The sequence below is a fragment of the Rhizobium sp. NLR8a genome (assembly GCF_019685235.1).
Taxonomy (GTDB): Bacteria; Pseudomonadota; Alphaproteobacteria; order Rhizobiales; family Rhizobiaceae; genus Rhizobium.
The window spans coordinates 347,400-368,536 of record NZ_JABDWI010000005.1 but is presented as its reverse complement, the minus strand read 5'-3'; the positions used below and the strand labels follow the sequence as shown (position 1 = coordinate 368,536).

24 protein-coding genes are annotated in these 21,137 nt (G+C 60.7%); 5 read left to right on the top strand and 19 right to left on the bottom strand.

What is annotated here, in order from left to right:
* Nucleotides 1-15 precede the first annotated feature (15 nt).
* Nucleotides 16-336, top strand: a complete 321-nt coding sequence (gene trxA / locus HJC04_RS12215) for a thioredoxin (protein ID WP_004672616.1) — start codon at nt 16-18, stop codon at nt 334-336.
* 58 nt (nt 337-394) lie between these two features.
* Here the strand turns inward: trxA and HJC04_RS12210 are convergent, their stop codons facing one another.
* The 10 genes from HJC04_RS12210 to HJC04_RS12165 form a co-directional block, all read right to left on the bottom strand.
* Entirely contained in the window at nt 395-1,747 is a 1,353-nt protein-coding gene (locus tag HJC04_RS12210) for a folylpolyglutamate synthase/dihydrofolate synthase family protein (RefSeq protein ID WP_221122881.1), read from the bottom strand.
* Between the two features lie 27 nt (nt 1,748-1,774).
* Nucleotides 1,775-2,680 carry an acetyl-CoA carboxylase, carboxyltransferase subunit beta gene (gene accD / locus HJC04_RS12205; RefSeq protein WP_210632813.1) on the bottom strand — a complete coding sequence of 302 codons (906 nt, stop codon included), beginning with the start codon at nt 2,678-2,680 and terminating at the stop codon, nt 1,775-1,777.
* Nucleotides 2,681-2,719: 39 nt separating this feature from the next.
* Complete coding sequence (trpA, locus tag HJC04_RS12200; protein WP_221122882.1) at nt 2,720-3,559, bottom strand: tryptophan synthase subunit alpha; 840 nt, start codon at nt 3,557-3,559, stop codon at nt 2,720-2,722.
* A 3-nt stretch (nt 3,560-3,562) separates the two neighbouring features.
* The gene (gene trpB, locus HJC04_RS12195; protein ID WP_221146301.1) at nt 3,563-4,783 is read right to left on the bottom strand and encodes a tryptophan synthase subunit beta; all 1,221 of its coding nucleotides are present in this window, start codon (nt 4,781-4,783) and stop codon (nt 3,563-3,565) included.
* 2 nt (nt 4,784-4,785) lie between these two features.
* Nucleotides 4,786-5,454: a phosphoribosylanthranilate isomerase gene (locus tag HJC04_RS12190; RefSeq protein ID WP_210632810.1), complete on the bottom strand. Its 669-nt coding sequence runs from the start codon at nt 5,452-5,454 to the stop codon at nt 4,786-4,788.
* Nucleotides 5,455-5,529: 75 nt separating this feature from the next.
* Nucleotides 5,530-6,288, bottom strand: a complete 759-nt coding sequence (locus HJC04_RS12185; RefSeq protein ID WP_210632809.1) for a M48 family metallopeptidase — start codon at nt 6,286-6,288, stop codon at nt 5,530-5,532.
* A 211-nt stretch (nt 6,289-6,499) separates the two neighbouring features.
* Nucleotides 6,500-6,934, bottom strand: coding sequence for a DUF2852 domain-containing protein (locus HJC04_RS12180; protein ID WP_064800136.1), 435 nt, complete (start codon nt 6,932-6,934; stop codon nt 6,500-6,502).
* Nucleotides 6,935-7,078: 144 nt separating this feature from the next.
* Nucleotides 7,079-8,356, bottom strand: a complete 1,278-nt coding sequence (locus HJC04_RS12175) for a polyhydroxyalkanoate depolymerase (RefSeq protein WP_210632808.1) — start codon at nt 8,354-8,356, stop codon at nt 7,079-7,081.
* A 203-nt stretch (nt 8,357-8,559) separates the two neighbouring features.
* Nucleotides 8,560-9,402 carry a fumarylacetoacetate hydrolase family protein gene (locus HJC04_RS12170; RefSeq protein WP_210632807.1) on the bottom strand — a complete coding sequence of 281 codons (843 nt, stop codon included), beginning with the start codon at nt 9,400-9,402 and terminating at the stop codon, nt 8,560-8,562.
* Between the two features lie 95 nt (nt 9,403-9,497).
* Nucleotides 9,498-10,451 (bottom strand): glutathione S-transferase family protein, encoded by a 954-nt coding sequence (locus HJC04_RS12165; RefSeq protein ID WP_210632806.1) that lies wholly within the window; start codon nt 10,449-10,451, stop codon nt 9,498-9,500.
* 278 nt (nt 10,452-10,729) lie between these two features.
* On the opposite strand from HJC04_RS12165, the gene HJC04_RS12160 reads away from it, so the two are divergent.
* Nucleotides 10,730-11,014 (top strand): DUF2218 domain-containing protein, encoded by a 285-nt coding sequence (locus HJC04_RS12160; RefSeq protein ID WP_210632805.1) that lies wholly within the window; start codon nt 10,730-10,732, stop codon nt 11,012-11,014.
* Between the two features lie 36 nt (nt 11,015-11,050).
* The gene (locus tag HJC04_RS12155) at nt 11,051-11,650 is read left to right on the top strand and encodes a nitroreductase family protein (RefSeq protein ID WP_210632804.1); all 600 of its coding nucleotides are present in this window, start codon (nt 11,051-11,053) and stop codon (nt 11,648-11,650) included.
* A 68-nt stretch (nt 11,651-11,718) separates the two neighbouring features.
* Here the strand turns inward: HJC04_RS12155 and gyrB are convergent, their stop codons facing one another.
* The 5 genes from gyrB to HJC04_RS12130 form a co-directional block, all read right to left on the bottom strand.
* Complete coding sequence (gene gyrB / locus HJC04_RS12150) at nt 11,719-14,154, bottom strand: DNA topoisomerase (ATP-hydrolyzing) subunit B (RefSeq protein WP_210632803.1); 2,436 nt, start codon at nt 14,152-14,154, stop codon at nt 11,719-11,721.
* Nucleotides 14,155-14,289: 135 nt separating this feature from the next.
* A complete protein-coding gene (locus tag HJC04_RS12145; RefSeq protein WP_210632802.1) occupies nt 14,290-14,667 on the bottom strand; it encodes a helix-turn-helix domain-containing protein in 378 nt (125 codons plus the stop codon).
* On the bottom strand, nt 14,664-15,233 hold the full coding sequence (locus HJC04_RS12140; protein WP_221146300.1) for a Smr/MutS family protein: 570 nt from the start codon (nt 15,231-15,233) through the stop codon (nt 14,664-14,666). The genes HJC04_RS12145 and HJC04_RS12140 overlap by 4 nt, the downstream gene beginning before the upstream one ends.
* A complete protein-coding gene (locus HJC04_RS12135; RefSeq protein WP_210632800.1) occupies nt 15,233-16,375 on the bottom strand; it encodes a murein transglycosylase A in 1,143 nt (380 codons plus the stop codon). The genes HJC04_RS12140 and HJC04_RS12135 overlap by 1 nt, the downstream gene beginning before the upstream one ends.
* Entirely contained in the window at nt 16,368-17,072 is a 705-nt protein-coding gene (locus HJC04_RS12130; RefSeq protein ID WP_210632799.1) for a Tim44/TimA family putative adaptor protein, read from the bottom strand. The genes HJC04_RS12135 and HJC04_RS12130 overlap by 8 nt, the downstream gene beginning before the upstream one ends.
* Before the next feature lie 131 nt (nt 17,073-17,203).
* On the opposite strand from HJC04_RS12130, the gene HJC04_RS12125 reads away from it, so the two are divergent.
* A complete protein-coding gene (locus tag HJC04_RS12125) occupies nt 17,204-17,710 on the top strand; it encodes an FxsA family protein (RefSeq protein WP_311044464.1) in 507 nt (168 codons plus the stop codon).
* Between the two features lie 101 nt (nt 17,711-17,811).
* Nucleotides 17,812-18,294 carry a protein-export chaperone SecB gene (gene secB / locus HJC04_RS12120; RefSeq protein ID WP_011423412.1) on the top strand — a complete coding sequence of 161 codons (483 nt, stop codon included), beginning with the start codon at nt 17,812-17,814 and terminating at the stop codon, nt 18,292-18,294.
* A 52-nt stretch (nt 18,295-18,346) separates the two neighbouring features.
* On the opposite strand, the gene dnaQ is transcribed toward secB, so the two are convergent.
* From dnaQ to HJC04_RS12100, 4 genes are read right to left on the bottom strand one after another with little or no spacing between them, the layout of a single operon-like run.
* Complete coding sequence (dnaQ, locus tag HJC04_RS12115; protein ID WP_210632797.1) at nt 18,347-19,069, bottom strand: DNA polymerase III subunit epsilon; 723 nt, start codon at nt 19,067-19,069, stop codon at nt 18,347-18,349.
* Nucleotides 19,062-19,673, bottom strand: a complete 612-nt coding sequence (coaE, locus tag HJC04_RS12110; protein ID WP_210632796.1) for a dephospho-CoA kinase — start codon at nt 19,671-19,673, stop codon at nt 19,062-19,064. Before coaE ends, dnaQ begins: the two co-directional genes overlap by 8 nt.
* On the bottom strand, nt 19,673-20,530 hold the full coding sequence (locus HJC04_RS12105) for a shikimate dehydrogenase (protein WP_210632795.1): 858 nt from the start codon (nt 20,528-20,530) through the stop codon (nt 19,673-19,675). The genes coaE and HJC04_RS12105 overlap by 1 nt, the downstream gene beginning before the upstream one ends.
* Nucleotides 20,523-21,122, bottom strand: a complete 600-nt coding sequence (locus tag HJC04_RS12100) for a Maf-like protein (RefSeq protein ID WP_221146296.1) — start codon at nt 21,120-21,122, stop codon at nt 20,523-20,525. The genes HJC04_RS12105 and HJC04_RS12100 overlap by 8 nt, the downstream gene beginning before the upstream one ends.
* Nucleotides 21,123-21,137 lie beyond the last annotated feature (15 nt).

Sequence of the window (21,137 nt, the reverse complement as noted above, 5' to 3'; positions counted from 1 at the left end):
TCAAAGGAGCAGCCTATGGCTACCGTGAAAGTCGATATCAATAACTTCCAGTCGGAAGTTCTGGAATCCGCAGAACCCGTCGTCGTCGATTTCTGGGCTGAATGGTGCGGTCCGTGCAAGATGATCGCTCCGAGCCTCGAGGAAATCTCCGTCGAGATGGAAGGCAAGGTAAAGGTCGCCAAACTCAATATCGATGAAAACCCGGAACTCGCCGCCCAGTTCGGCGTGCGCTCCATTCCGACGCTCGCCATCTTCAAGGGCGGCGAAGTGGCCGATATTTCGGTCGGCGCCAAGCCGAAGACAGCTCTTTCGAACTGGATTTCGAACGCCGCCTGATCGATATCGTCTTTATATTGCATGAAAAGCCCGGCTTCGACCGGGCTTTTTCATTTGCTTATTTCGGAGGCGTGCCGTTGTCGGCAAGCACATCGCCGACGAGATAGAGAGAGCCGCCGACGAGGATGCGGGGCGGCAGTGCCGTCGGGTCGAGGGCCGATTTTATCGCTTCCAGCGCCTCGCCGACCGTCGACATCGGTTCGGCGACCAAACCGGCATCATAGGCGGCGTTCGACAATATCACCGGGTCGATCATCGCCTCGCTGCCGCGGATCGGCACGCAGAACACCTTCTCGACCAAGCCTGTAAAGGCCTTGAAATACCCGATCGGGTCCTTGGTGTTGATCATGCCGATGATCAGGAAAAGCGGCCGCGGCTGGCGCTCCTCGAAATTAGCCATGGCTTCGGCGATCACCTCACCCGCTCCGGGATTGTGCCCGCCATCGACCCAGATCTCGGCGCCGGCGGGCGCATGCGATAGCAGCCGGCCCTCGCTGAGGCGCTGCAGCCGGCCCGGCCATTCCACGAAATTCATCGCCTTTTCCATCATCGTCTCGGTGACGGGGAAGCCGGCGGCCTTGACAGCGCGGATGGCGGCGGCGGCATTGGCATATTGATGGCGACCGGGAAGGCGCGGCAGCGGCAGGTCGGCAAGCCCGTACTCGTCCTGATAGACCAGCCGTCCATATTCCTCATGCGCCATGAAATCCTGCCCGAAGACGGCGCTCGGGCAATGCAGTCGCTCGGCCGTCGACATCAGCACGTCGAGCGCCGCATCATATTCCTGATGGCCGATGACGACGGGCCGTCCGGGCTTCATGATGCCAGCCTTTTCAGCCGCGATCAGTTCCACCCTGTCGCCGAGATAAGGCTGGTGATCCAGCGAGATCGGCATGATGACGGACACAGCCGGATCGGAAATGACATTGGTGGCGTCGAAACGGCCGCCGAGACCGACTTCGATGATCGCGGCATCGGCCGGGTGTTCGGAAAACAGAATGAAGGTGACCGCCGTCAGGATTTCGAAGACGGTGATATGCTGCCCGGCATTGGCCTCGGCCACCCGTCGCAGAGCATCGGCGAAGACGGCGTCATCGACAAGCTGCCCGCGCCCGCCCGCGACACCAATGCGATAGCGCTCGTGCCAATTGACGAGATGCGGCGAGGTGTGGACGTGGGCGCTGTAACCCCCCGCTTCCAGCAGAGCCCGGCTGAAGGCAGTGACCGAACCCTTGCCGTTGGTGCCAGCGACATGGATGACCGGCGGCAGTTTCCGGTGCGGATTGCCGAGTTGGTCGAGAAGACGGGTGATGCGATCGAGAGACAGATCGAAGCCCTTGGGATGCAATCCCATGAGTTTTTCGATCTCCTGCGCTGCCTCACTCACCGCGGTTTGGCCTCTGGGTATCAATTCGGCACCCCGCCTGCTTGCCTGATATCAGGCGCTCGCCGCCAAGGCGATCGCTCCACGAGTCACGTCGTTGGCTGCCGAGACGGGCTTCTTCGTCAGAATCTTCAGGATGCGCGCCAGCGTTTCCGGAATGTCATGACGTTTGACAACCATATCGACCATACCATGTTCCAGCAGATATTCGGAGGTCTGGAAGCCTTCCGGCAGCTTTTCACGCAGCGTCTGCTCGATCACCCGCTTGCCGGCAAAGCCGATTTCGGCGCCGGGCTCGGCCAGGTGAATATCGCCAAGCATGGCATAGGAGGCCGTGACGCCGCCTGTTGTCGGGTTGGTCAACACGACAATGTAGGGCTGGCCGGATTCCTTGAGCAAGTCGACGGCAACGGTCGTGCGCGGCAGCTGCATCAGCGAGAGAATGCCTTCCTGCATGCGCGCACCGCCGGAAGCCGGGAACATCACCAGCGGGCATTTTTCCGACGTCGCACGTTCGAAAGCCTTGACGATCGCCTCGCCGGCGGCGATGCCGAGCGAACCGCCGATGAAGTTGAATTCGTGCACGACGGCCACGAGTTTCACACCCTGCACCTTTCCGAGGCCGGCGAGGATCGTGTCCTCCTGCTCGGTCTTCAGGCGGCTGTCACGCAGACGATCGCTGTATTTCTTCGAATCGCGAAATTTCAGCGGGTCCTGGGCGACCTTCGGCTGCGGCAGCGATTCATATTCACCATTGTCGAAAAGGTCGGCAAGCCGGGCCTTGGCCGGCATCTTCATGTGATAGCCGGAAGCAGGGATCACCCACTTATTGCCTTCCAGGTCCTTGTGGAAGACCATCTCGCCCGTTTCCGGGCACTTGATCCAGAGATTCTCCGGCACTTCGCGACGGCCCAGCATGGAATTGATCCGCGGGCGAACGTAGTTGGTGATCCAGTTCAACTCGAATTCTCCTGGTTGAATAGCGCCAATGTGGGAAAACTATTCGGCAGCAACAAGGCGTGCCGAGCGTGTTCCCGAGGAAAGGCCGCGCACCAGCGTTGCGACCGCCTGAACCGTGTCCGCCGTCGCCTTGCCATCGCTGGTCAAGCTCGTCGCGACCTGGTTGACGATGGCGGTACCGACGACGACGCCATCGGCCGAGCCGCCGATGACCTTCGCATGTTCCGCCGTCTTGACGCCAAAACCGACGCAGACGGGCAGCTCCGTATGCTGCTTGATACGCTGGACGGCGCCGGAAACCAGCGCCGGATCGGGCAGTGCCGAACCGGTGATGCCGTTCATCGAGACGTAGTAGACGAAGCCGGAGGTGTTCTTCAACACGGTGGGCAAGCGCTTTTCGTCGGTGGTCGGCGTCGCCAGGCGGATGAAGTTGATCCCCTTGCGGATCGCCGGAATGCAGAGTTCGTCATCCATCTCCGGCGGCAGGTCGACGACGATCAGGCCGTCGATACCGGCGGCCAGCGCATCGTCCAGGAACGTCTCGACGCCGTAGATGTAGATCGGATTGTAATAGCCCATCATGACGATCGGCGTCGCGTCGTTGCTCTTGCGGAAGTCTGCCGCCAGCTGCAGCGTCTTCTTCAGCGTCTGACCGCCTTTCAGCGCCCGCTGGCCGGCCAGCTGGATGGCCGGGCCGTCGGCCATCGGATCGGAAAAGGGCATGCCGAGCTCGATGATGTCGGAACCTGCTTCCGGCAGTGCCTTCATGATGCCGAGAGAGGTATCGTAATCAGGATCACCGCCCATGAAATAGGTCACAAGCGCCGGACGGCCCTCGGCCTTGAGCGCGGCAAAGCGTTTGTCCATGCGTGCAGTCATGTCTTACAGTCCCATTCCCAGAATCTTGCCGACGGTGAATATGTCCTTGTCGCCGCGGCCGGAGAGGTTCATCAGGATGATCTCGTCCTTGCTCATTGTCGGTGCGCGCTTGATGACCTCGGCAATCGCATGCGCAGCCTCGAGCGCCGGGATGATGCCTTCGAGGCGGGTCAGGGTCTGGAACGCCTCGAGCGCCTCGTGGTCCATGATCGGCACGTAGTCGACGCGGCCGATATCGCTCAGCCAGGAATGTTCGGGGCCGATGCCGGGATAATCGAGACCAGCCGAAATCGAATGACCTTCCTTGATCTGGCCGTCGCCATCCTGCAGCAGGTAGGTGCGGTTGCCGTGCAGCACGCCGGGAGACCCGGCGGTGATCGAAGCGCAATGTTCGTCGCCCTGGAGGCCCTTGCCGCCGGCTTCGACGCCGACGATCTTCACGGAGGGATCATCGAGGAAGGGGTGGAAGATGCCGATCGCATTCGAGCCACCGCCGACGGCAGCGACGACGAGGTCCGGCAGGCGGCCTTCGGCGGCCAGCATCTGCTCTTTCGCTTCCGCGCCGATCACCGACTGGAAGTCCCGGACCATCTCCGGATAGGGGTGCGGGCCGGCCGCCGTGCCGATCAGATAATAGGTATCCTCGACATTGGTGACCCAGTCGCGGAGCGCCTCGTTCATCGCGTCCTTCAGCGTGCCGCTGCCTGCCGTCACGGGCTTGACTTCGGCGCCGAGCAGCTTCATGCGGAAAACGTTCGGTGCCTGACGCTCGACGTCGGTGGCGCCCATGTAAACGACGCAGGGAAGCCCGAAGCGGGCGGCAACGGTGGCCGAAGCGACGCCGTGCTGGCCGGCGCCGGTTTCGGCGATGATACGGGTCTTGCCCATGCGCTTGGCGAGCAGGATCTGGCCGATGCAGTTGTTGATCTTGTGCGAACCGGTGTGGTTCAGTTCCTCGCGCTTGAAATAGATCTTCGCGCCGCCGAGTTCGGCAGTCAGCCGCTCGGCAAAATAGAGCGGGCTCGGCCGGCCGATATAGTGGGCGCCAAGATGCTTCAGTTCCGCCTGGAAGGCCGGATCGCTCTTCGCCTTGTTCCACTCGTCCTGCAGATCGAGAATCAAAGGCATCAACGTTTCGGCAACGAAACGACCCCCATAGATGCCGAAGCGGCCATCTTCATCTGGCCCGGAACGGAAGGAATTCGGTTTAGGCGTTTCGTTCACTATCAACTCCCTGAGGCCATGACAGGCGTATCCGCCTTTTCGACCGCATCGAAAAATTCATCGATCAACGCGACGCTCTTTACGCCGGGCTCGGTTTCGACACCCGAGGAGACGTCGATACCACGTGCCTTGGTCTTCACAAGCGCATCCGCGACATTGTCCTTGTTCAGCCCGCCGGACAGCATGTAGTCGATGCTGCCGTCGAGCCAGCCGAGAAGGCTCCAGTCGAAGGAAATCCCGTTGCCGCCAGGCAGTTCCGAACCCTTCGGCGCTTTCGCATCGAAGAGAAAACGGTCGGCGATGCCGATATAGGCTTCGACGCGCCTGAGATCGTCGGCCGTGCGCACGGAAAAGACTTTCATCACAGGCAAACCATAGAGCGCCTTGATGGTCAGCACATGTTCGGGACTCTCGTTGCCATGGAGCTGGAGGATGTCCGGCTTCAGCAGCGACACGATTTCGTCGAGATCGTCATTTGTGGGATCAACGACGACGGCGACGATCTTCGCCTTGCCGCGCGCCGGTTCGGCAAGTTTTGCCGCCACATCGGGCTCGACATAACGCGGGCTCTTTTCGAAGAAGATAAAACCGATATGGGTCGCGCCGCGTTTCAGCGCACGATCGATCGCTTCGGGCGTCTTCAAGCCACAGATCTTGATATCGGTTTTCATGGCAGCGAAGTGACACGAAATGCGGCAAGAGTCGAGCCAAATTGCATGGAAAGCTGTATTTAGCGGGGCTTGCGGCTAATCGAAATCGATGGCGTGCAGCTGACTGCCGTGCCGCTTCAGCCAGGATTTCGCTTCCTCCATGCCGGGGCAAAGCGTCTTGCAAAGCGCCCAGAAGCGGGGGCCGTGATTCATCTCCTTGAGATGAGCGACTTCATGGGCGGCGAGATAATCGATCACCGAAGGCGGCGCCATGACGATACGCCAGGAGAAACTCAAGTTTCCCTCCGACGAGCAGGAGCCCCATCGGCTGCGGGTATCTTTCATCGAGATCGAGCGGATCGGCGCCCGGATTGTCGCGGCATGCATCATCGCCAGCCTCTCAAGATCGGCGCGCGCCTCCTTCTTGAGGAAGGCCGCGATGCGCCGCCCGACATGCTCGGGCATGCCGCTGACGCGCAGCACAGGACTGCCATCCACGGAGACGACCTCCGTCAAGCCGCGCAGGCTGCCCGTGTGCTCGATGCGATGGGAAACACCGCGCAGGAGGATCTTGCCGCCGTTGCGTAAGCCGGTATCGGTCGAAAACTTGGCAAGCTTGGTGAGCAGCCATCCCTGGTGCCGATCGAGGAAGGCGTTCACCTCACGCGCCGCCAGACCTCTCGGCACCGTCATCTTCAAGGCCCGCCCGCCCGGCTCGATGCGAAGCGTGATCCGGGTTGCCTGATCGTGCTGCTTGATGGTCAGCGGCATGAGCCGGCCGGCGACATCGAGCGTCCGCGTTTCGGGCGGAGCTGGCTTTCGCGCCTTTGGCCGTGTCTTCAGAAGCGGAAACATGGGGGTTTTCTATACGATTCGCCGGGGAATCTAAACGATTTGCGGGGCAGGCGGACATGGAAAAACCGGCATCGCGAGATGCCGGTCATCATTTCATTGCCTAAAGCGCGGTCGCGATCTTCCAGCTTCGCTCCTTGCGCTTTAGGTCTTCGTTTACGCATGTCGTTGCCGCAAAACCGCTTCACACTTTTGCGCGACATGCTTTAGGCCTTCACGGCGTCTGGAACTCCGCGACCGGGCCGTTGTCGTCGCGCTTGGCGTTCTTGCGGTCACGCATGAAGCGGTCGAACTCTTCCTGGTCCTTGGCGCGGCGGAGTTCACGCAGATATTCGTCGAATTCCTCGCGCATTTCGTCGAGCTTGCGGCGCTCTTCCTCGATCCGGTCGAGCTCGGCCTTACGCCAGTCGTCGAAGGCGACATTGCCGGTCGAGAAATGCGGGCGGTGGCGGCCATGCGAACGGCGGCAGGAGGCAAAGAAACCATCGGTCGCCTGATTGACGTCGCGCTTGAAGCCGCGCAGACGATCGCCGAAGATGATATAGGCAAGCATGGCCAGACCCAGAGGCCAGAAAACCATGAAGCCGAGAATCATCAGGGCAATGGTAGCCGGAGTCCAATCCGGTCGAAGCAATGCTGACTGGTTCATCGTGCGGTATCCTCGCTTTCGGCGCCCGGCAAGATGCCGAACGCTGGAAATCGATGTGGTAACCGCAAGAACCGCCTTCAAGACGATTGCCGGCGAAATCGGACAAAGCCTTGAATCGGCGTTGCTAATTCAGACGTCGCTGAATCACGCTGTCCGTCCGCCCTTGATCACACGCGGCACCCGCGGCTTGACGGCGGCGCGGGAATGCTGGCGGACGAAATCGACGATGCGCGGCGCGATCTCGCGACGGAAGCGCGAGCCGTTGAAAACGCCGTAATGGCCGACATCCGGCTGAAGATAGTGCATGCGCATGTCTTCAGGAATGTTGACACAGATGGTCTGGGCCGCCCTGGTCTGGCCGACGCCTGAAATGTCGTCATTCTCGCCCTCGACGGTCAGCAGCGCGACGTTGCGGATCGCGGCCGGGTCGACGCGCTTGCCGCGATGCATCAACTCGCCCTTCGGCAGCGAATGCTTCATAAAGACCTGCTCGACCGTCTGCAGATAGAATTCGGCGGTCAGATCCATGACGGCGAGATATTCGTCGTAGAAATCGCGATGTTTTTCCGGCTCGCCGTCGTTCTTCACGAGATGCATGAAGAATTCCTTGTGGGCGACGAGGTGGCGATCGAGGTTCATCGACATGAAGCCCGACAGCTGCAGGAAGCCCGGATAGACAGGGCGCATGAAGCCCGGCTGCGGCCAAGGAACGTCCATGATGACATTGTCGGAAAACCACTGCAGCGACCGCTCCTGGGCGAGCTTGTTCACCGCCGTCGGGTTGATGCGCGTGTCGATCGGGCCGCCCATCAGCGTCATCGAGGACGGCGAGAGCGGATCGTTGGCTTCCTCCATTACCGCCGCTGCAGCGAGCACCGGAACGGAGGGTTGACAGACGGCGATGACATGGGTGTCGTGACCGAGGAAATGCAGCATCTCGATGACGTAATCGACATAATCGTCGAAATCGAACCTGCCTTCCGTCATCGGCACCATGCGGGCGTCGATCCAATCTGTGATGTAGACATCGGCGCTCGGCAGCAGCGCCTCGACCGTACCGCGCAAGAGCGTCGCATAGTGGCCGGACATCGGCGCGACGATCAGGATACGGGGATCGCTGGCCCGGCCGGGCGGAACGTTCCGTGCGAAATGCAGGAGATTGCAGAAGGATCTCGACCAGACGACCTCTTCGCGGACGGAAACCGTCTGCGCGCCGATCGTCGTCTGCTTCAACCCGAATTCCGGCTTTCCGTAGCGACGCGTCGTGCGCTCGAACATTTCGAGGCTTGCCGCCATCGCCCGGCCGAAGGGTGTGTGAGAGAACGGATTCAGCGGATTGGCATAGGCAAATCGCATGATGTCCGCTGCGGCGCGAAACGGCGCCATAGCGGCATGATTCAATTCATAAAGCTGATAGAACATAGAAGGCGCTGCCTTTCATCTATCGAAAAGATGACGTCGGTTGATAGACATCGAGCTCTTTCCGCACGCTGGCACGTAACGCAGACTAACAGGTTTCTGTTGCACAGCAACATGGACGTCCCGAAGCTGCACAGGAAATGCCGGAGAGTTGATCTCCGGCATCACGTAGACGGAAAACTTAAGGTTCCGCTGAAGTAGCGTCGTTAACGATCCGCAACGAAGCTCTGCTTCTGACTGCCGAGCCCTTCGATGCCAAGCTCGACGACATCGCCGTCCCTGAGGAAGCGCGGCGGCTTCATGCCCATGCCGACGCCGGGCGGTGTCCCCGTCGAGATGACATCGCCCGGATGCAGCGACATGAACTGGCTGAGATAGGAAACGACGTGGGCGACGCCATAAACCATGGTCTTGGACGAACCGTTCTGCATCGTCTGGCCGTTAACCTTCAACCACATGCCGAGGTTCTGGGGATCGGCGATCTCATCCTTGGTGACCAGCCAGGGGCCGATCGGGCCGAAAGTGTCGCAGGACTTGCCCTTGGTCCACTGGCCGGCGCGCTCGGTCTGGAAGGCGCGTTCGGACACGTCGTGGGACACACAGTAGCCGGCGACGTAGTCGAGCGCCTCGGCTTCACTGACATATTTCGCCGTTTTGCCGATGACGACGCCGAGCTCGACTTCCCAATCGGTCTTTTCGGAACCGCGCGGGATCAGCACGGTGTCGTTCGGGCCAACGATCGCCGAGGTCGCCTTCATGAAGATGACCGGCTCGGGCGGCACGGTGGCGCCGGTTTCGGCGGCATGGTCGGAGAAATTGAGGCCAATACAGATGAATTTGCCCGTGCCGGCTACGCAGGCTCCGATCCGGCCGGAGGCAAGTTCCGGCAGGCTCTTCGGATCGAGCGCGGCGATCCTTGCAAGGCCGGCCGGCGAGATTGCCTCGCCGCCGATGTCGGCGACATGCGCCGAGAGATCGCGGATCTTGCCATCGGCATCGAGAAGCGCCGGTTTTTCCCGACCTGCTTCGCCAACACGCATCAGCTTCATGGAATGCCTCCTCATCGAAAACGAATTTGCAGCCACCTATGAACGAATTATTCATCGGTGTCATTACGGCTTTGCCCGGAAGCGGTACGGCGTTACTAGAAAATTTCGGAGAGATCCGGACCGGCAGGAACGATTTTCGCCGGGTTCAGGCTTTCGACCGAGTAGTACCCGCGCTTGATGTGGTCGAGATTCACCGTGTCGGCAATGCCCGGCCAATCCAGCATGCGCCGGCAGAAGGTGCGCAGATTGGCATAGTCCGAAAGCCGGCGCAGATTGCATTTGAAGATGCCGTGATAGGCGACGTCGAAGCGCACCAGCGTCACGAAAAGGCGGATATCGCTTTCCGTGGGGTGATCCGCGAAGAGGAAAGACCTGCATTCGAATTTCGGCTCGATCCAATCGAGGCAGGAGAAGACATCGGCGAAGGCTTCCTCATAGGCGATCTGGGTCGTGGCAAAACCGGCGCGATAGACCCCGTTGTTGAGGGCGGGATAAATACGTTCGTTGAAAGCGTCGATCTCGGCGCGCCTTTCGATGGGATAAAGATCGATCGGATTTTTCGCCAGTTCACCGAAGCCGCTGTTCAGCATGCGCAGGATATCGGCAGATTCATTGTTGACGATGGTCTGCCTCTGCTTGTCCCAGAGAACCGGGACGGTGGCGCGGCCGGTGAAACCGGGCGCTGCCCTCGTGTAAATTTCATGCATGTAGCTCATGCCATTGACATGATCCCGCGTTGCACCGGGATAGTCGCCGAAGCGCCAGCCCTGCTTCGTCAGCACCGGTTCGACGACGGAGACGGAAATGACCTCTTCCAGGCCCTTGAGCTTACGGCCGACCAGGGTGCGCGAGGCCCAGGGGCAGATATAGGCGACATAGAGATGGTAGCGGCCGAGGCTGGCTTCAAAACCGCCCTCGCCTGTCGGCCCGGCGCTGCCATCCGGCGTCACCCAATTGCGGAAACTCGAAACCTGCCTGACGAAGCCGCCTTTTTCATCCTTCGCCTGAACGGGCTGCCAGTCTTCCGTCCATTTTCCGTTCACCAGCATGCGCACTTCTCCAACCGATCGATTGAAGCAGTCCATTACCCTGCTTCGGCGCACGCGTAAGGCCGCTTTTATGGAGACAGTCCGTCCACGCAACTGCGACGATGCTGCGCTTGCCAAGCCGGCGAAGCAGGAAATATGACTTGGCTCTAAAGCGCGTCACGACCTTTCAGATTCGCTTGGCCCGCGCTTCAGGTCCTTGTTTTACGCATGTCGTTATCGCAAAACCGCTGCACATTTTGGTGCGACATGCTGTCGTCCAACACGAGATGGAGTTCGACATGCACCTCTCCAAGGCCGTCGTACGCACCGAACATGCGAGCCGGTACCTGCAGCAGCTCTGCAAACACTGGAGCCACAAGTTCAGCGTCGATTTCGATCCTCATAAGGGCCGGGTGCCGTTCAGCGATAGCGCCGAGGTGATATTCGCCGCCGACGATGCGGCGCTCACCATGACGCTTTCCGTTGCCGATCCCGACCAGCAGGCAGGGATGCAAAGCGTGATCGACGCTCATCTGAAGCGTTTCGCCTTCCGCGAGGAACTCGACATCGTCTGGACCGATTGACCTCAACGATTTTTATGTCCCAACCCTGGAACAAGCATGACGCAGAGCAATAACCGCGAATCCCAATATCCGATCGATCCGATGTTTCTCGACCGTTGGTCGCCGCGCGCCTTTACCGGCGAAATCATCGAGGAGGCACAGCTGCTCAGCCTGCTCGAAGCCGCCCATTGGGCGCCGTCCTCGTCCAACCAGCAGCCCTGGCGCTTCATCTATGCCCTCAAGGGCTCGGAGCATTGGGAGAAATTCGTCGCACTGCTTGTCGATGCCAATCAGGAATGGGCGAAGAACGCATCGGCGCTGATCTTCGTCGTCTCACGCAGCTTCACCGGCGTTGCCGGATCCGGCGAGGAAAAGCCGAGCTACACCCATTCCTTCGACGCCGGTGCAGCCTGGGGATATCTGGCGCTGCAGGCGCGCCTTTCCGGCTTCTATGCCCATGGCATGGGCGGCATCAAACATGAGGACATCAAAAAAACGTTCGATATCCCCGAGGGCTACCGGGTCGAAGCAGGCGTTGCCGTCGGCCGTCTGGCCGACAAGCGCGTCCTTTCAGAACGCAATCAGGCGCGCGAAATCCCGAGCCAGCGCAAGCCGCTCTCCGATCTCGCCTTTAACGGCCATTTCCTAGCCAACTGAGCGACATCAGAATAAGCGAAAGCCCCGCCGTCCTGCGACGGCGGGGCTTTTTGTTGAAGGCATATCGATCAGATATCGAGGTTTGCGACGCTTAGCGCATTGTCCTGGATGAATTCGCGCCGTGGCTCGACTTCGTCCCCCATCAGGCGGGCAAAGAGCCCATCGGCATCGGTGGCGTCGGCAACCTTGACCTGCAGCAGCGAACGGACATTCGGATCGAGCGTCGTTTCCCAGAGTTGCTCGGCATTCATCTCACCGAGACCCTTGTAGCGCTGCATGCTGAGACCCTTGCGGCCGCTGGCGAAGATCGCGTCGAGCAGGGCGCGCGGCCCTGAAATCTCGATGTCGCCTTCGCGCCGGTGCAGCGACGGCGGTGTCTGGTAGATTTCCTTGAGGCGCGCGGTCAGCTGGTCGATGTGACGGGCATCGGAGGAGCCGATCAACGCCATGTCGAGCACGACCACTTCCTTGACGCCGCGGACCATGCGCTCGAGGCGCAGGCCGCCATCGCTCGCCAGGTCGCCCTGCCAGCCGCGCTCAGTCTCTTCGGCGATGATGTCGAGGCGGCTTGCGACCTCGCTCGCCAATGCCTGCGCTCTTGCCTGATCGCTGACGAGCTCGGCATTGAGCGCGCCGGCGATCGCCGCCTGTTCGACGACGGCGCGATTGTAGCGCGAATGGAGATTGTCGAGCAAAGCGCGCATGCGCAGCGCATCGAGGATAACTTCGCGCAGGTCCTGGCCGGTGCGGACCTCGCCGCTGCCGAGCCTCAACGCTGCATCTTCGAGACCCTGGGCGATGAGATATTCCTCGAGCGCCTTCTCATCCTTCAGATACTGCACCGATTTGCCGCGTGCGACCTTATAGAGCGGTGGCTGGGCGATGTAGAGATGGCCGCGCTCGATCAGTTCCGGCATCTGGCGGAAGAAGAAGGTGAGCAGCAGGGTACGGATGTGGGCGCCGTCGACATCGGCGTCCGTCATGATGATGATCTTGTGATAACGCAGCTTTTCGGCGTTGAACTCGTCCTTGCCGATACCGGTGCCGAGCGCGGTAATCAGCGTGCCGATTTCCTGGCTGGAGAGCATCTTGTCGAAACGGGCCCGTTCCACATTCAGGATCTTGCCGCGCAGCGGCAGGATCGCCTGGTTTTCGCGCGACCGGCCCTGCTTGGCCGAGCCGCCGGCGGAATCGCCCTCGACCAGGAAGACTTCGGATTTGGCCGGGTCGCGTTCGGAGCAGTCGGCGAGCTTGCCCGGTAGCGAGGCGATATCGAGCGCACCCTTGCGGCGGGTCAATTCACGGGCCTTGCGGGCCGCTTCGCGCGCGGCTGCCGCCTCGACGACCTTGCCGACGAGGATCTTGGCTTCGCTCGGATGTTCTTCGAACCAGGTGTTCAGCGCCTCGTTGACGAGGCTTTCGACGACAGGGCGGACTTCCGAGGAAACAAGCTTGTCCTTCGTCTGCGACGAGAATTTCGGATCGGGCACCTTGACCGACAGAACTGCCGTCAGACCCTCGCGGCAGTCTTCCCCCTGCAGCGTCACCTTTTCCTTTTTGGTGATGCCGGAATTGTCGGCATAGGAAACCACCTGACGGGTCAAGGCCGCGCGGAAACCGGCCATATGGGTGCCGCCGTCGCGCTGGGGAATGTTGTTGGTGAAGCAGAGCACGTTCTCGTGATAGCTGTCGTTCCACCACATCGCCACTTCGACGGTGATGCCGTCCTTTTCGCCGCGGATGGCGACCGGCTTGTCGACGAGCGGCTTCTTGGCGCGGTCGAGATAAGAGACGAAGGCCTCGAGGCCGCCGTCATAGCGCATTTCCTCCTGCTTGATATCGGAATGACGCTTGTCGGCCAGGAGAATACGGACGCCGGAATTCAGAAATGCGAGTTCACGCAGGCGGTGCTCCAGCGTCCCGTAATCGAATTCGGTCATGGTGAAGGTTTCGCTGCTCGGCATGAAGCTGACTTCCGTACCGGTCGAATCGGGGGCATCGCCCGTGACCTTCAGCGGAGCATCGGCGACGCCATGAGTGAAGCTCATTTCATGGATCTTGCCATGGCGGCGGATCTTCAGCTTCAGCCAGACCGAGAGCGCGTTGACGACGGAAACACCGACGCCGTGCAGACCGCCGGAGACCTTGTAGGAATTCTGGTCGAATTTGCCGCCGGCATGCAGCTGCGTCATGATGACTTCCGCTGCCGACACGCCTTCGCCGCTATGGATGTCGGTCGGGATGCCGCGGCCGTTGTCGGTGACCGTTACCGAACCATCCGGATTGAGAGTGACGGTGACGATGTCGGCATGACCGGCAAGCGCTTCGTCGATCGCGTTGTCGACAACTTCATAGACCATGTGGTGGAGGCCGGAGCCATCGTCAGTGTCGCCGATATACATGCCGGGGCGCTTGCGCACGGCGTCGAGGCCCTTCAGGACCTTGATGGAATCTGCGCCATATTCGCTGCTTACGCCGTTTTCCGTCGCGGATGTATCGCTCATTCTGTCGAGATTTTCCCTGTTGTCGTAAAGCGGCGGCGCGCCCTGCGAATCACCGGCTTTCTTCACTCTCGTATATAGGTTTTTTGAGCCCGGTTCCCAATGGCAAGTCCCCTGAACAAGCCATAAAACAGGGGATTATGACGCTTTTCCGTCGCCTTTGCCGTCATTTTCGAGAACAGCCGATAGCCGGCCTATCTCTGCACTGTCAAGGCTGCGGATCCGCCGGGCCAGCCGGTTGGCGAATTCGGTATATTCCGGCGGCAGGCCCGACGTGTCGATGACGACGCGGGGGTTGGAGGAACGGGCAAGCAGGAACAGTTCCTCGGCCTCGTCCCAGATGATGTTGAAATAGCCGGCGATGCGCTGCAGCAGGTCGAATGTCGGCAGGCCGCGCTTGCCATGTTCGAGCGCCGAGAGATAGGCGGGGGAGACGTTCAGCGCTTCGGCCATCTCCTTCTGCGAGACGCCCTTGCGGGCTCTCAGCCTGCGAACCGCCTCTCCGAAGGGAGTCATGGCTTTTCCCCATGCCGCCGCGACAGGCGAATATAGAGCGCGCCGTCGCCGCCATGATGCTGCGCGGCGGACTCGTAGGAGGAGATCAGGTAGCGGAATTCGGGCTTCGCGAACCACAGGGGGACGGCCCGCTTCAATGCACCTTCGCTGCCCAGGGAGCTGCCCTTGCCGGTGATGACAAGCACATGGCGCATGCCGCGCTCATGGGCGCGGATCAAAAAATCGAGGAGGATGACATGGGCCTCGCTCTGCACCAGGCCATGCAGATCGATGCGCGCCTCGAGCGCCAGACGGCCCTTGGCGATCTTGCGCTTGACCGGCCTTTCCAGCGGATGGTGCACCTTAGCCGGCTGTCTCGGCGTCGACGGTGGGGCCGGCTGTGCCGCCGTCGGCGAAACGGAGGTCTGCTTTTCGGCTGTCTGCCGTTCGGCTGCCGCTTCGGTTTCGGCAAGAAAAGCGTCAAGCTCGGTCAACTCGTTCGCCTTGCCGGGCATCGGCCGCGTGCTGCGGGCAACCTTGCCCCACAGAATCCTCTCATCGGCGCTGAGCTTGCGATCCCTGGCCATCAGTTGAAACGTCCGGCGGCGGCGTTGGGGATGAGGATGACGAAATCGGCATCGTTTCGGACGGTGCCGGCGCGTTCTCCGGCCAAGTCCCCCGAACCGGTAAAAATATCGCCGCGCGCAGGCCCGACGATCGCCGAGCCTGTATCGAGCGCCAGCATCAGCCGGCGGAAGGGGCGGCCATGATCAAGATGAGTGAGGCTGTCGGCGCGGATGAAAAAGGGGAAACCGAAGGTATGGATCAGCCGGTCGACCGCAAGCGAGCGCCCGGCGAGAAGCGGCACCTTGGCGGCGGCGATCGGACCGGCCTCAGTATCAGCGGTTCGCAGGCTGATAGCCCGCGAGGGCGTTTCGCGGAAGAAAATATAAGAGCGGTTATGCCATAGAACCTCATCCACCCGCTCGGAATTGCGGGCTAGCCAGGCGCGGATCGACTGCATGGAAATCTCGCCACGGTCGATTTCACCGCGGTCGATCAAGAGCTTGCCGATTGCCGAGAAGGGATGCCCTGCTTTTGCCGCGTAAGTGATACGGCCGATACGCCCGTCTCGATAACGCAGGCGCGCGGCGCCCTGCACGTGGACGAAGAAAACATCGACCTTCGATTTCGCCCAGGCGATTTCGAGGCCGCGGCCGTCGAGAAAGCCCTGATCGATCTCGCGGCGATCCGGATAAGCGCCAATGCGGCCGTCGTCATGCAGTCGGCCGAAAGCATAGGATCCATCCAATTCGGCCGGACGATTGCCGTCATCGAGATCGATCAGATCGTTCGGACGGCTGTAGAAGGGAAAACGGAAAACCTCGTTTGGCCGATCCGATACCTCGATCTCCGGCTCGTAAAAGGCGGTGACGAAACCGGACTTGCCGTCCTTGCGGCGGATCAGAAAGGGCAGGCAACGCGTTTCGAAAAAAGTGCGCGCCGCTGCCGGCGACGACGGCGTAAAATTTTCAGCGTCCATCAGAAGCGGAAGCAAGTCCTCCGCGCTCAGGCCGAGCGACCCGGTGCGGTAGGGTTTGACGTCGGTGATCTGCCGCCGGCAGTGTCGCATCACTTCAAAAAGGCCGGAGGGATCATCATCCTTCCAGCCTTCCAAACGATCGAAGCTGATGGCTTGCAGGACGAAGTCCGATGCCTGATCACTCATGTTCCGATTCGGTCGCCACAAGTTTCCAGTTCGGATCGCGCGAGCGGGTGTCGCGGGCGAAGGTCCAGAGGTCGTTGACCTCGGCGACGTTTTCGGCGTCGCCCTCGATCAGGACATCCGCCTTGTCGTAAGTCGCCGATATCAGCTGGCTGACGATGCGCACGGTGATCTGTGCTTCGCTGCCCTTCGTCTCGGCATGGGTGATTTCGGCCTTGTCGATACCGACGAAGGTGGACTTGACCTTCTCGCCCCGGGTTTCACGCTCGGCGATGGCCGCCTCGAACCCGTCATAGACCTCGCGGGACAAAAGGCTCTTCAGCGTTTTGCGGTCACCATCGGCATAGGCCATGACGACCATTTCGTAGGCCATGCGGGCGCCGTTCAGAAACTCCTTCGGGCTGAAGGAAGGATCGGCCTTGTTCAGGGCGCGCAGCGATTCGTTGAGCGGTGTCCCCGGTGCGGCAAAGGCGTCGATGGCGGAGAAGCGATCCTCATCGTCGGCTGTCGCATCACGGCGCGGGAGGGTCACGACCTTACCGGCATCAGCGGCCTCGGGCGGAGCCGCATCGCGCGGGCTATAGAGATCGCGCGGCGGCTTCTCATTGCCAGTGCGGCGCCCGAGCACGGAACGGAGCTGAAAGAAAATCAGCACCGCCGCCACCAGGAAGAATAATGTGATGAAGTCGTTCGAACTCATATCCTGTCGCAACCGCCGTTAACATCTCTGATTTGTACTCCCATATAGTCCGCCTATACAGATGATTCAAATCATGGCTGGCATCTTCGCCGGCGCCACGAGGAGACCGGTAAGCCCGGGACATGACGACCATGCGTTTTTCAATTCTGCCGGCTTTCATTCTGTTGCTACCGCTTGGCGAAATTGCCGGCTTCGTCGTCGTCGGTCGGGCGATCGGCCTGGCGCTGACGCTTGCGCTCGTCATGGCGAGCTTCCTCCTCGGCGTGGTCTTGCTGCGCCGGCAGGGGATCGGTATCCTGCGGCGCATGTCGAACGAAGGACGGAACGGCGTCATGCCCGGACGCGATCTGCTGAAGCCGGCGATGACGGTCATTGCCGCGCTGCTCCTGATCATTCCCGGCTTCCTCACGGATATCATCGCCATCCTCATTCTCATTCCGCCGCTGCGGGATTTCGTCTGGCGATCGATCGCCAAACGCTTCGTCGTCGTCAACGCCAAGGGCGGCTTTGGCGCTGGCCCGAAACCTGGTTTCCGCGATCGCAACCCGAATTCAAAGGTGGTCGATCTCGACGAGGAGGACTATCATAGAGAGCCGAACCGGAACTCGCCATGGTCCGGCAAACATCTCGGTGACTGAGGCTTTGCCGGCGATAGGGTGCGGCTTGCGCCCAGGGTTGTAAGCCCCTCCCCGAAATGTTAGATGGCGGCACCATTCCCATGCCCTTCGAGGAAAAGCCAATGGCAGACGATAACAACAGCAACGGTGCGACGAACCCCACTCTTTCGATCCTTGCGCAATATACCAAGGACCTCTCCTTCGAAAATCCGGGTGCGCCGCGTTCTCTGCAGGCCCGCGACAAGGCGCCGACGATCAACATCAATGTGAACGTCAACGCCAACCCGCTTTCCGACACGGATTTCGATGTCGTGCTGTCGCTGAATGCCGAAGCCAAGGACGGCGACAAGACGGTGTTCCACACCGAACTCGTCTATGGCGGCGTCTTCCGCGTTGCCGGCTTCCCGCAGGAGCACATGCTGCCGGTACTCTTCATCGAGTGCCCGCGCATGCTCTTCCCCTTCGCCCGTCAGATCATCGCCGACGTGACCCGCAATGGCGGCTTCCCGCCGTTGATGATCGACCCAATCGACTTCACGCAGATGTTCGCTCAGCGCGTTGCCGAAGAACAGGCCCGCGCCAAGGTTCAGGCCGTTCCGAACTGATCGAATTCTTATGATTCTGACATGCGGATGCCCGGGCCGGTCCCGGGCATTTTCAATTCGAGCTGGCGTATTTCGCCCAGATGCCCTTTTCGCCGAGCTTGGCGACCAGCGCCTCATGCGCCTGTGCTTCGGACTGACTGAGGCGGGAGCCAAGCGGACGAGGGCGTTCGAGTGCCGCAGCAAACGCCATATCGTCTTCCATCGCCATTTCACCGCGGGCCGCCTGGCCTGGTTGACCCGATATGCTCAGGCCGAACGCTGCCTGTCTGCCGCCGATCATCTCGATATAGACTTCGGCCAATAGTTCGGAGTCGAGCAGCGCGCCGTGTTTGGTACGGTGCGAGTTGTCGATGCCGTAACGCCGGCAAAGGGCGTCGAGCGAGTTCGGTCCCATCGGGTGCTTGCGCCGCGCCATCGACAGCGTATCGACCACCTTGTCCGGCAGGATTGGCGGCAAACCAATGCGCGCGAATTCGGCGTTGATGAAGCCCATATCGAAGGTCGCGTTATGAGCAATCCACTTGCCGTCGCCGAAGAAGGCGAGGATTTCGTCGGCCACCGCGGCGAAAGGCTTCTTGTCCTTCAGGAATTCATCGGTGATGCCGTGTACCGCAAGTGCATCCGGATGGACCTTCTGGTCTCCCGGATTGATGTAGATATGCAGCGTGTTGCCGGTCGGAAAATGGTTGAAGAGCTCGATGCCGCCGATTTCGATGATACGGTCGGCGCGGTTATCGAGGCCGGTGGTTTCCGTATCGAAGATGATCTCACGCATTCCGGAAATCTCCCTTGGCAATCCGCATTTTCAGTTCGGCGATGATCTCAAGCACCTGCGCCCGCGTCTCGGCAATGCTGTGGCTGGTGTCGACCAGATAATCGGCGCGGCGTCGTTTTTCCGCATCCGGGGTCTGGCGAGCGAGAATCATATCGAATTTTTCTTCGGTCATGTCGTCGCGTGCAAGCACCCGCTGACGCTGAATCTGTGGATCGGTGCTGACGACGACGATGACATCCACTCTTTCCCAGGCGCCGGTTTCGAAGAGCAGCGGAATATCGAGCAGCACCATTTCAGCGCCGGCGGCCTGCTGTCGCGCCAGAAATTCCGTTTCCCGTTTGCGAACCAGCGGATGAACGATCGCTTCGAGACGTTTAAAGCCTTCGGGATCAAGCGCGAGCTGGCGGCCTAGCTCATGCCGGTCGACTGCTCCATCCGTCATCGTGCCGGGAAAAGCGGCGTTCACCAACGGCGCTGCCTCCCCGGAGTAGAGATCGTGGACCACAGCGTCGGAATCGTTCAAGGGGATTCCCGCTTCGGCAAAGAGTTTGCCGACCGTCGACTTGCCCATTCCGATTGAGCCCGTGAGTCCGATCTTCAGCATCAGTGCGCTTCCATGTCAGCAATGATCAGAGCTCGCAGTGCCGCATCAACCACAGGGCGCTCGCCGAACCATTTTTCGAAACCGGGAACAGCCTGGTGCAGCAGCATGCCGAGACCATCGACGACCGACAGTCCCTGCTCTTCCGCCTGTCTCAGGATCGGTGTCTTCAAGGGGACGTAGACGATATCGGTGACGACGGCATCTGCTGCAAGCGGCGCAAAATCGATCAACGGCGCCGCTTCGCCATCCATGCCGAGCGAGGTCGTGTTGATGAAGAGGCCAGCGCCATGCATGACGTCGGCAAGCGCGCCCACCGGATGGGCTCGAATTCTCGGGCCGAAGCGATCGGCCAGTTCGCGCGCGCGTTCGACGGTGCGGTTGACGACATGGATTTCCCTGAAGCCACGATCGCGGACCGCCTGAATGATCGCCCGGCTTGCGCCGCCGGCGCCGAAGACCACGGCCGTATCATGACGGTCCCAGCCGGGATGGCGCTCGTCGAGATTGGCGGTGAAGCCGCGGCCGTCGGTATTGGTGGCGTGCAGGAGGCCATTCTCCAACCAGAGCGTATTCGAGGCACCGAGCTCATGCGCCAGATCGTCCGGCTTGTCGGCGAGCCGGAAGGCAAGTTCCTTGTGGGGGATGGTGACATTGCCTCCGATAAAACCGGAACTGCCGTCCTTCAGCGAGGCAATGAAATACGGAAAGGCATCCGGCGCCACCTCGTGGGCGCAGTAGCTGCCCGGCAGGCCAAGTCTCTTCAGCCAGTATCCATGGATCAGCGGCGAGCGTGAATGCTTGACGGGAAAGCCCGTGACAAACGCGTTCGGCCCCAGTGTTTCACGTGAATCATCCATCGATCGTTCCGAATTCTCGCAATTTTCTCAGGAGCGGAAGCATCGGCAACCCCAGTATGGTGAAATAGTCGCCCTCGATCTTCTCGAAGAGTTGAATGCCCTCGCCTTCCAGCTGGTAGGCGCCGACGCTGGAGAGCGCGCGTTCGCCGACCCGCGCCAAGTGCCTGGCGATGAAATCTTCCGTCAAGGGTCGCATCGTCAGTTCCGCATGGCCGACATGCTCCCACAAAACGGCGCCGCCGCGGACGATAGCGATGGCGCTGTTCAGCCGATGGGTCGTGCCCGACAGGGCGCGAAGATGGTTCGCTGCGTCGGCCATGTCCTTCGGTTTGTGGAAAACGCGGTCGCCGAGCGACATCGTCTGATCCGAACCGATGACGAGGCTCTCGGGAAAACGGGTGCTGACGTCTTCGGCTTTAGCCTTGGCCAGGATGCAGGCGACGGTATCCGGCTTCGCAGCGGCTTTTTCCAGCGGCGCCTCAACCGCCCTTTCGTCGATCTCAGCGGGATGTGCCTCAAAGGAGAGACCGGCATTTTCCATCAGCATTCGCCGAAAAGGGCTTGACGATGCAAGGATGAGTTTCGGTGTCATGGATTCTCCCACTCC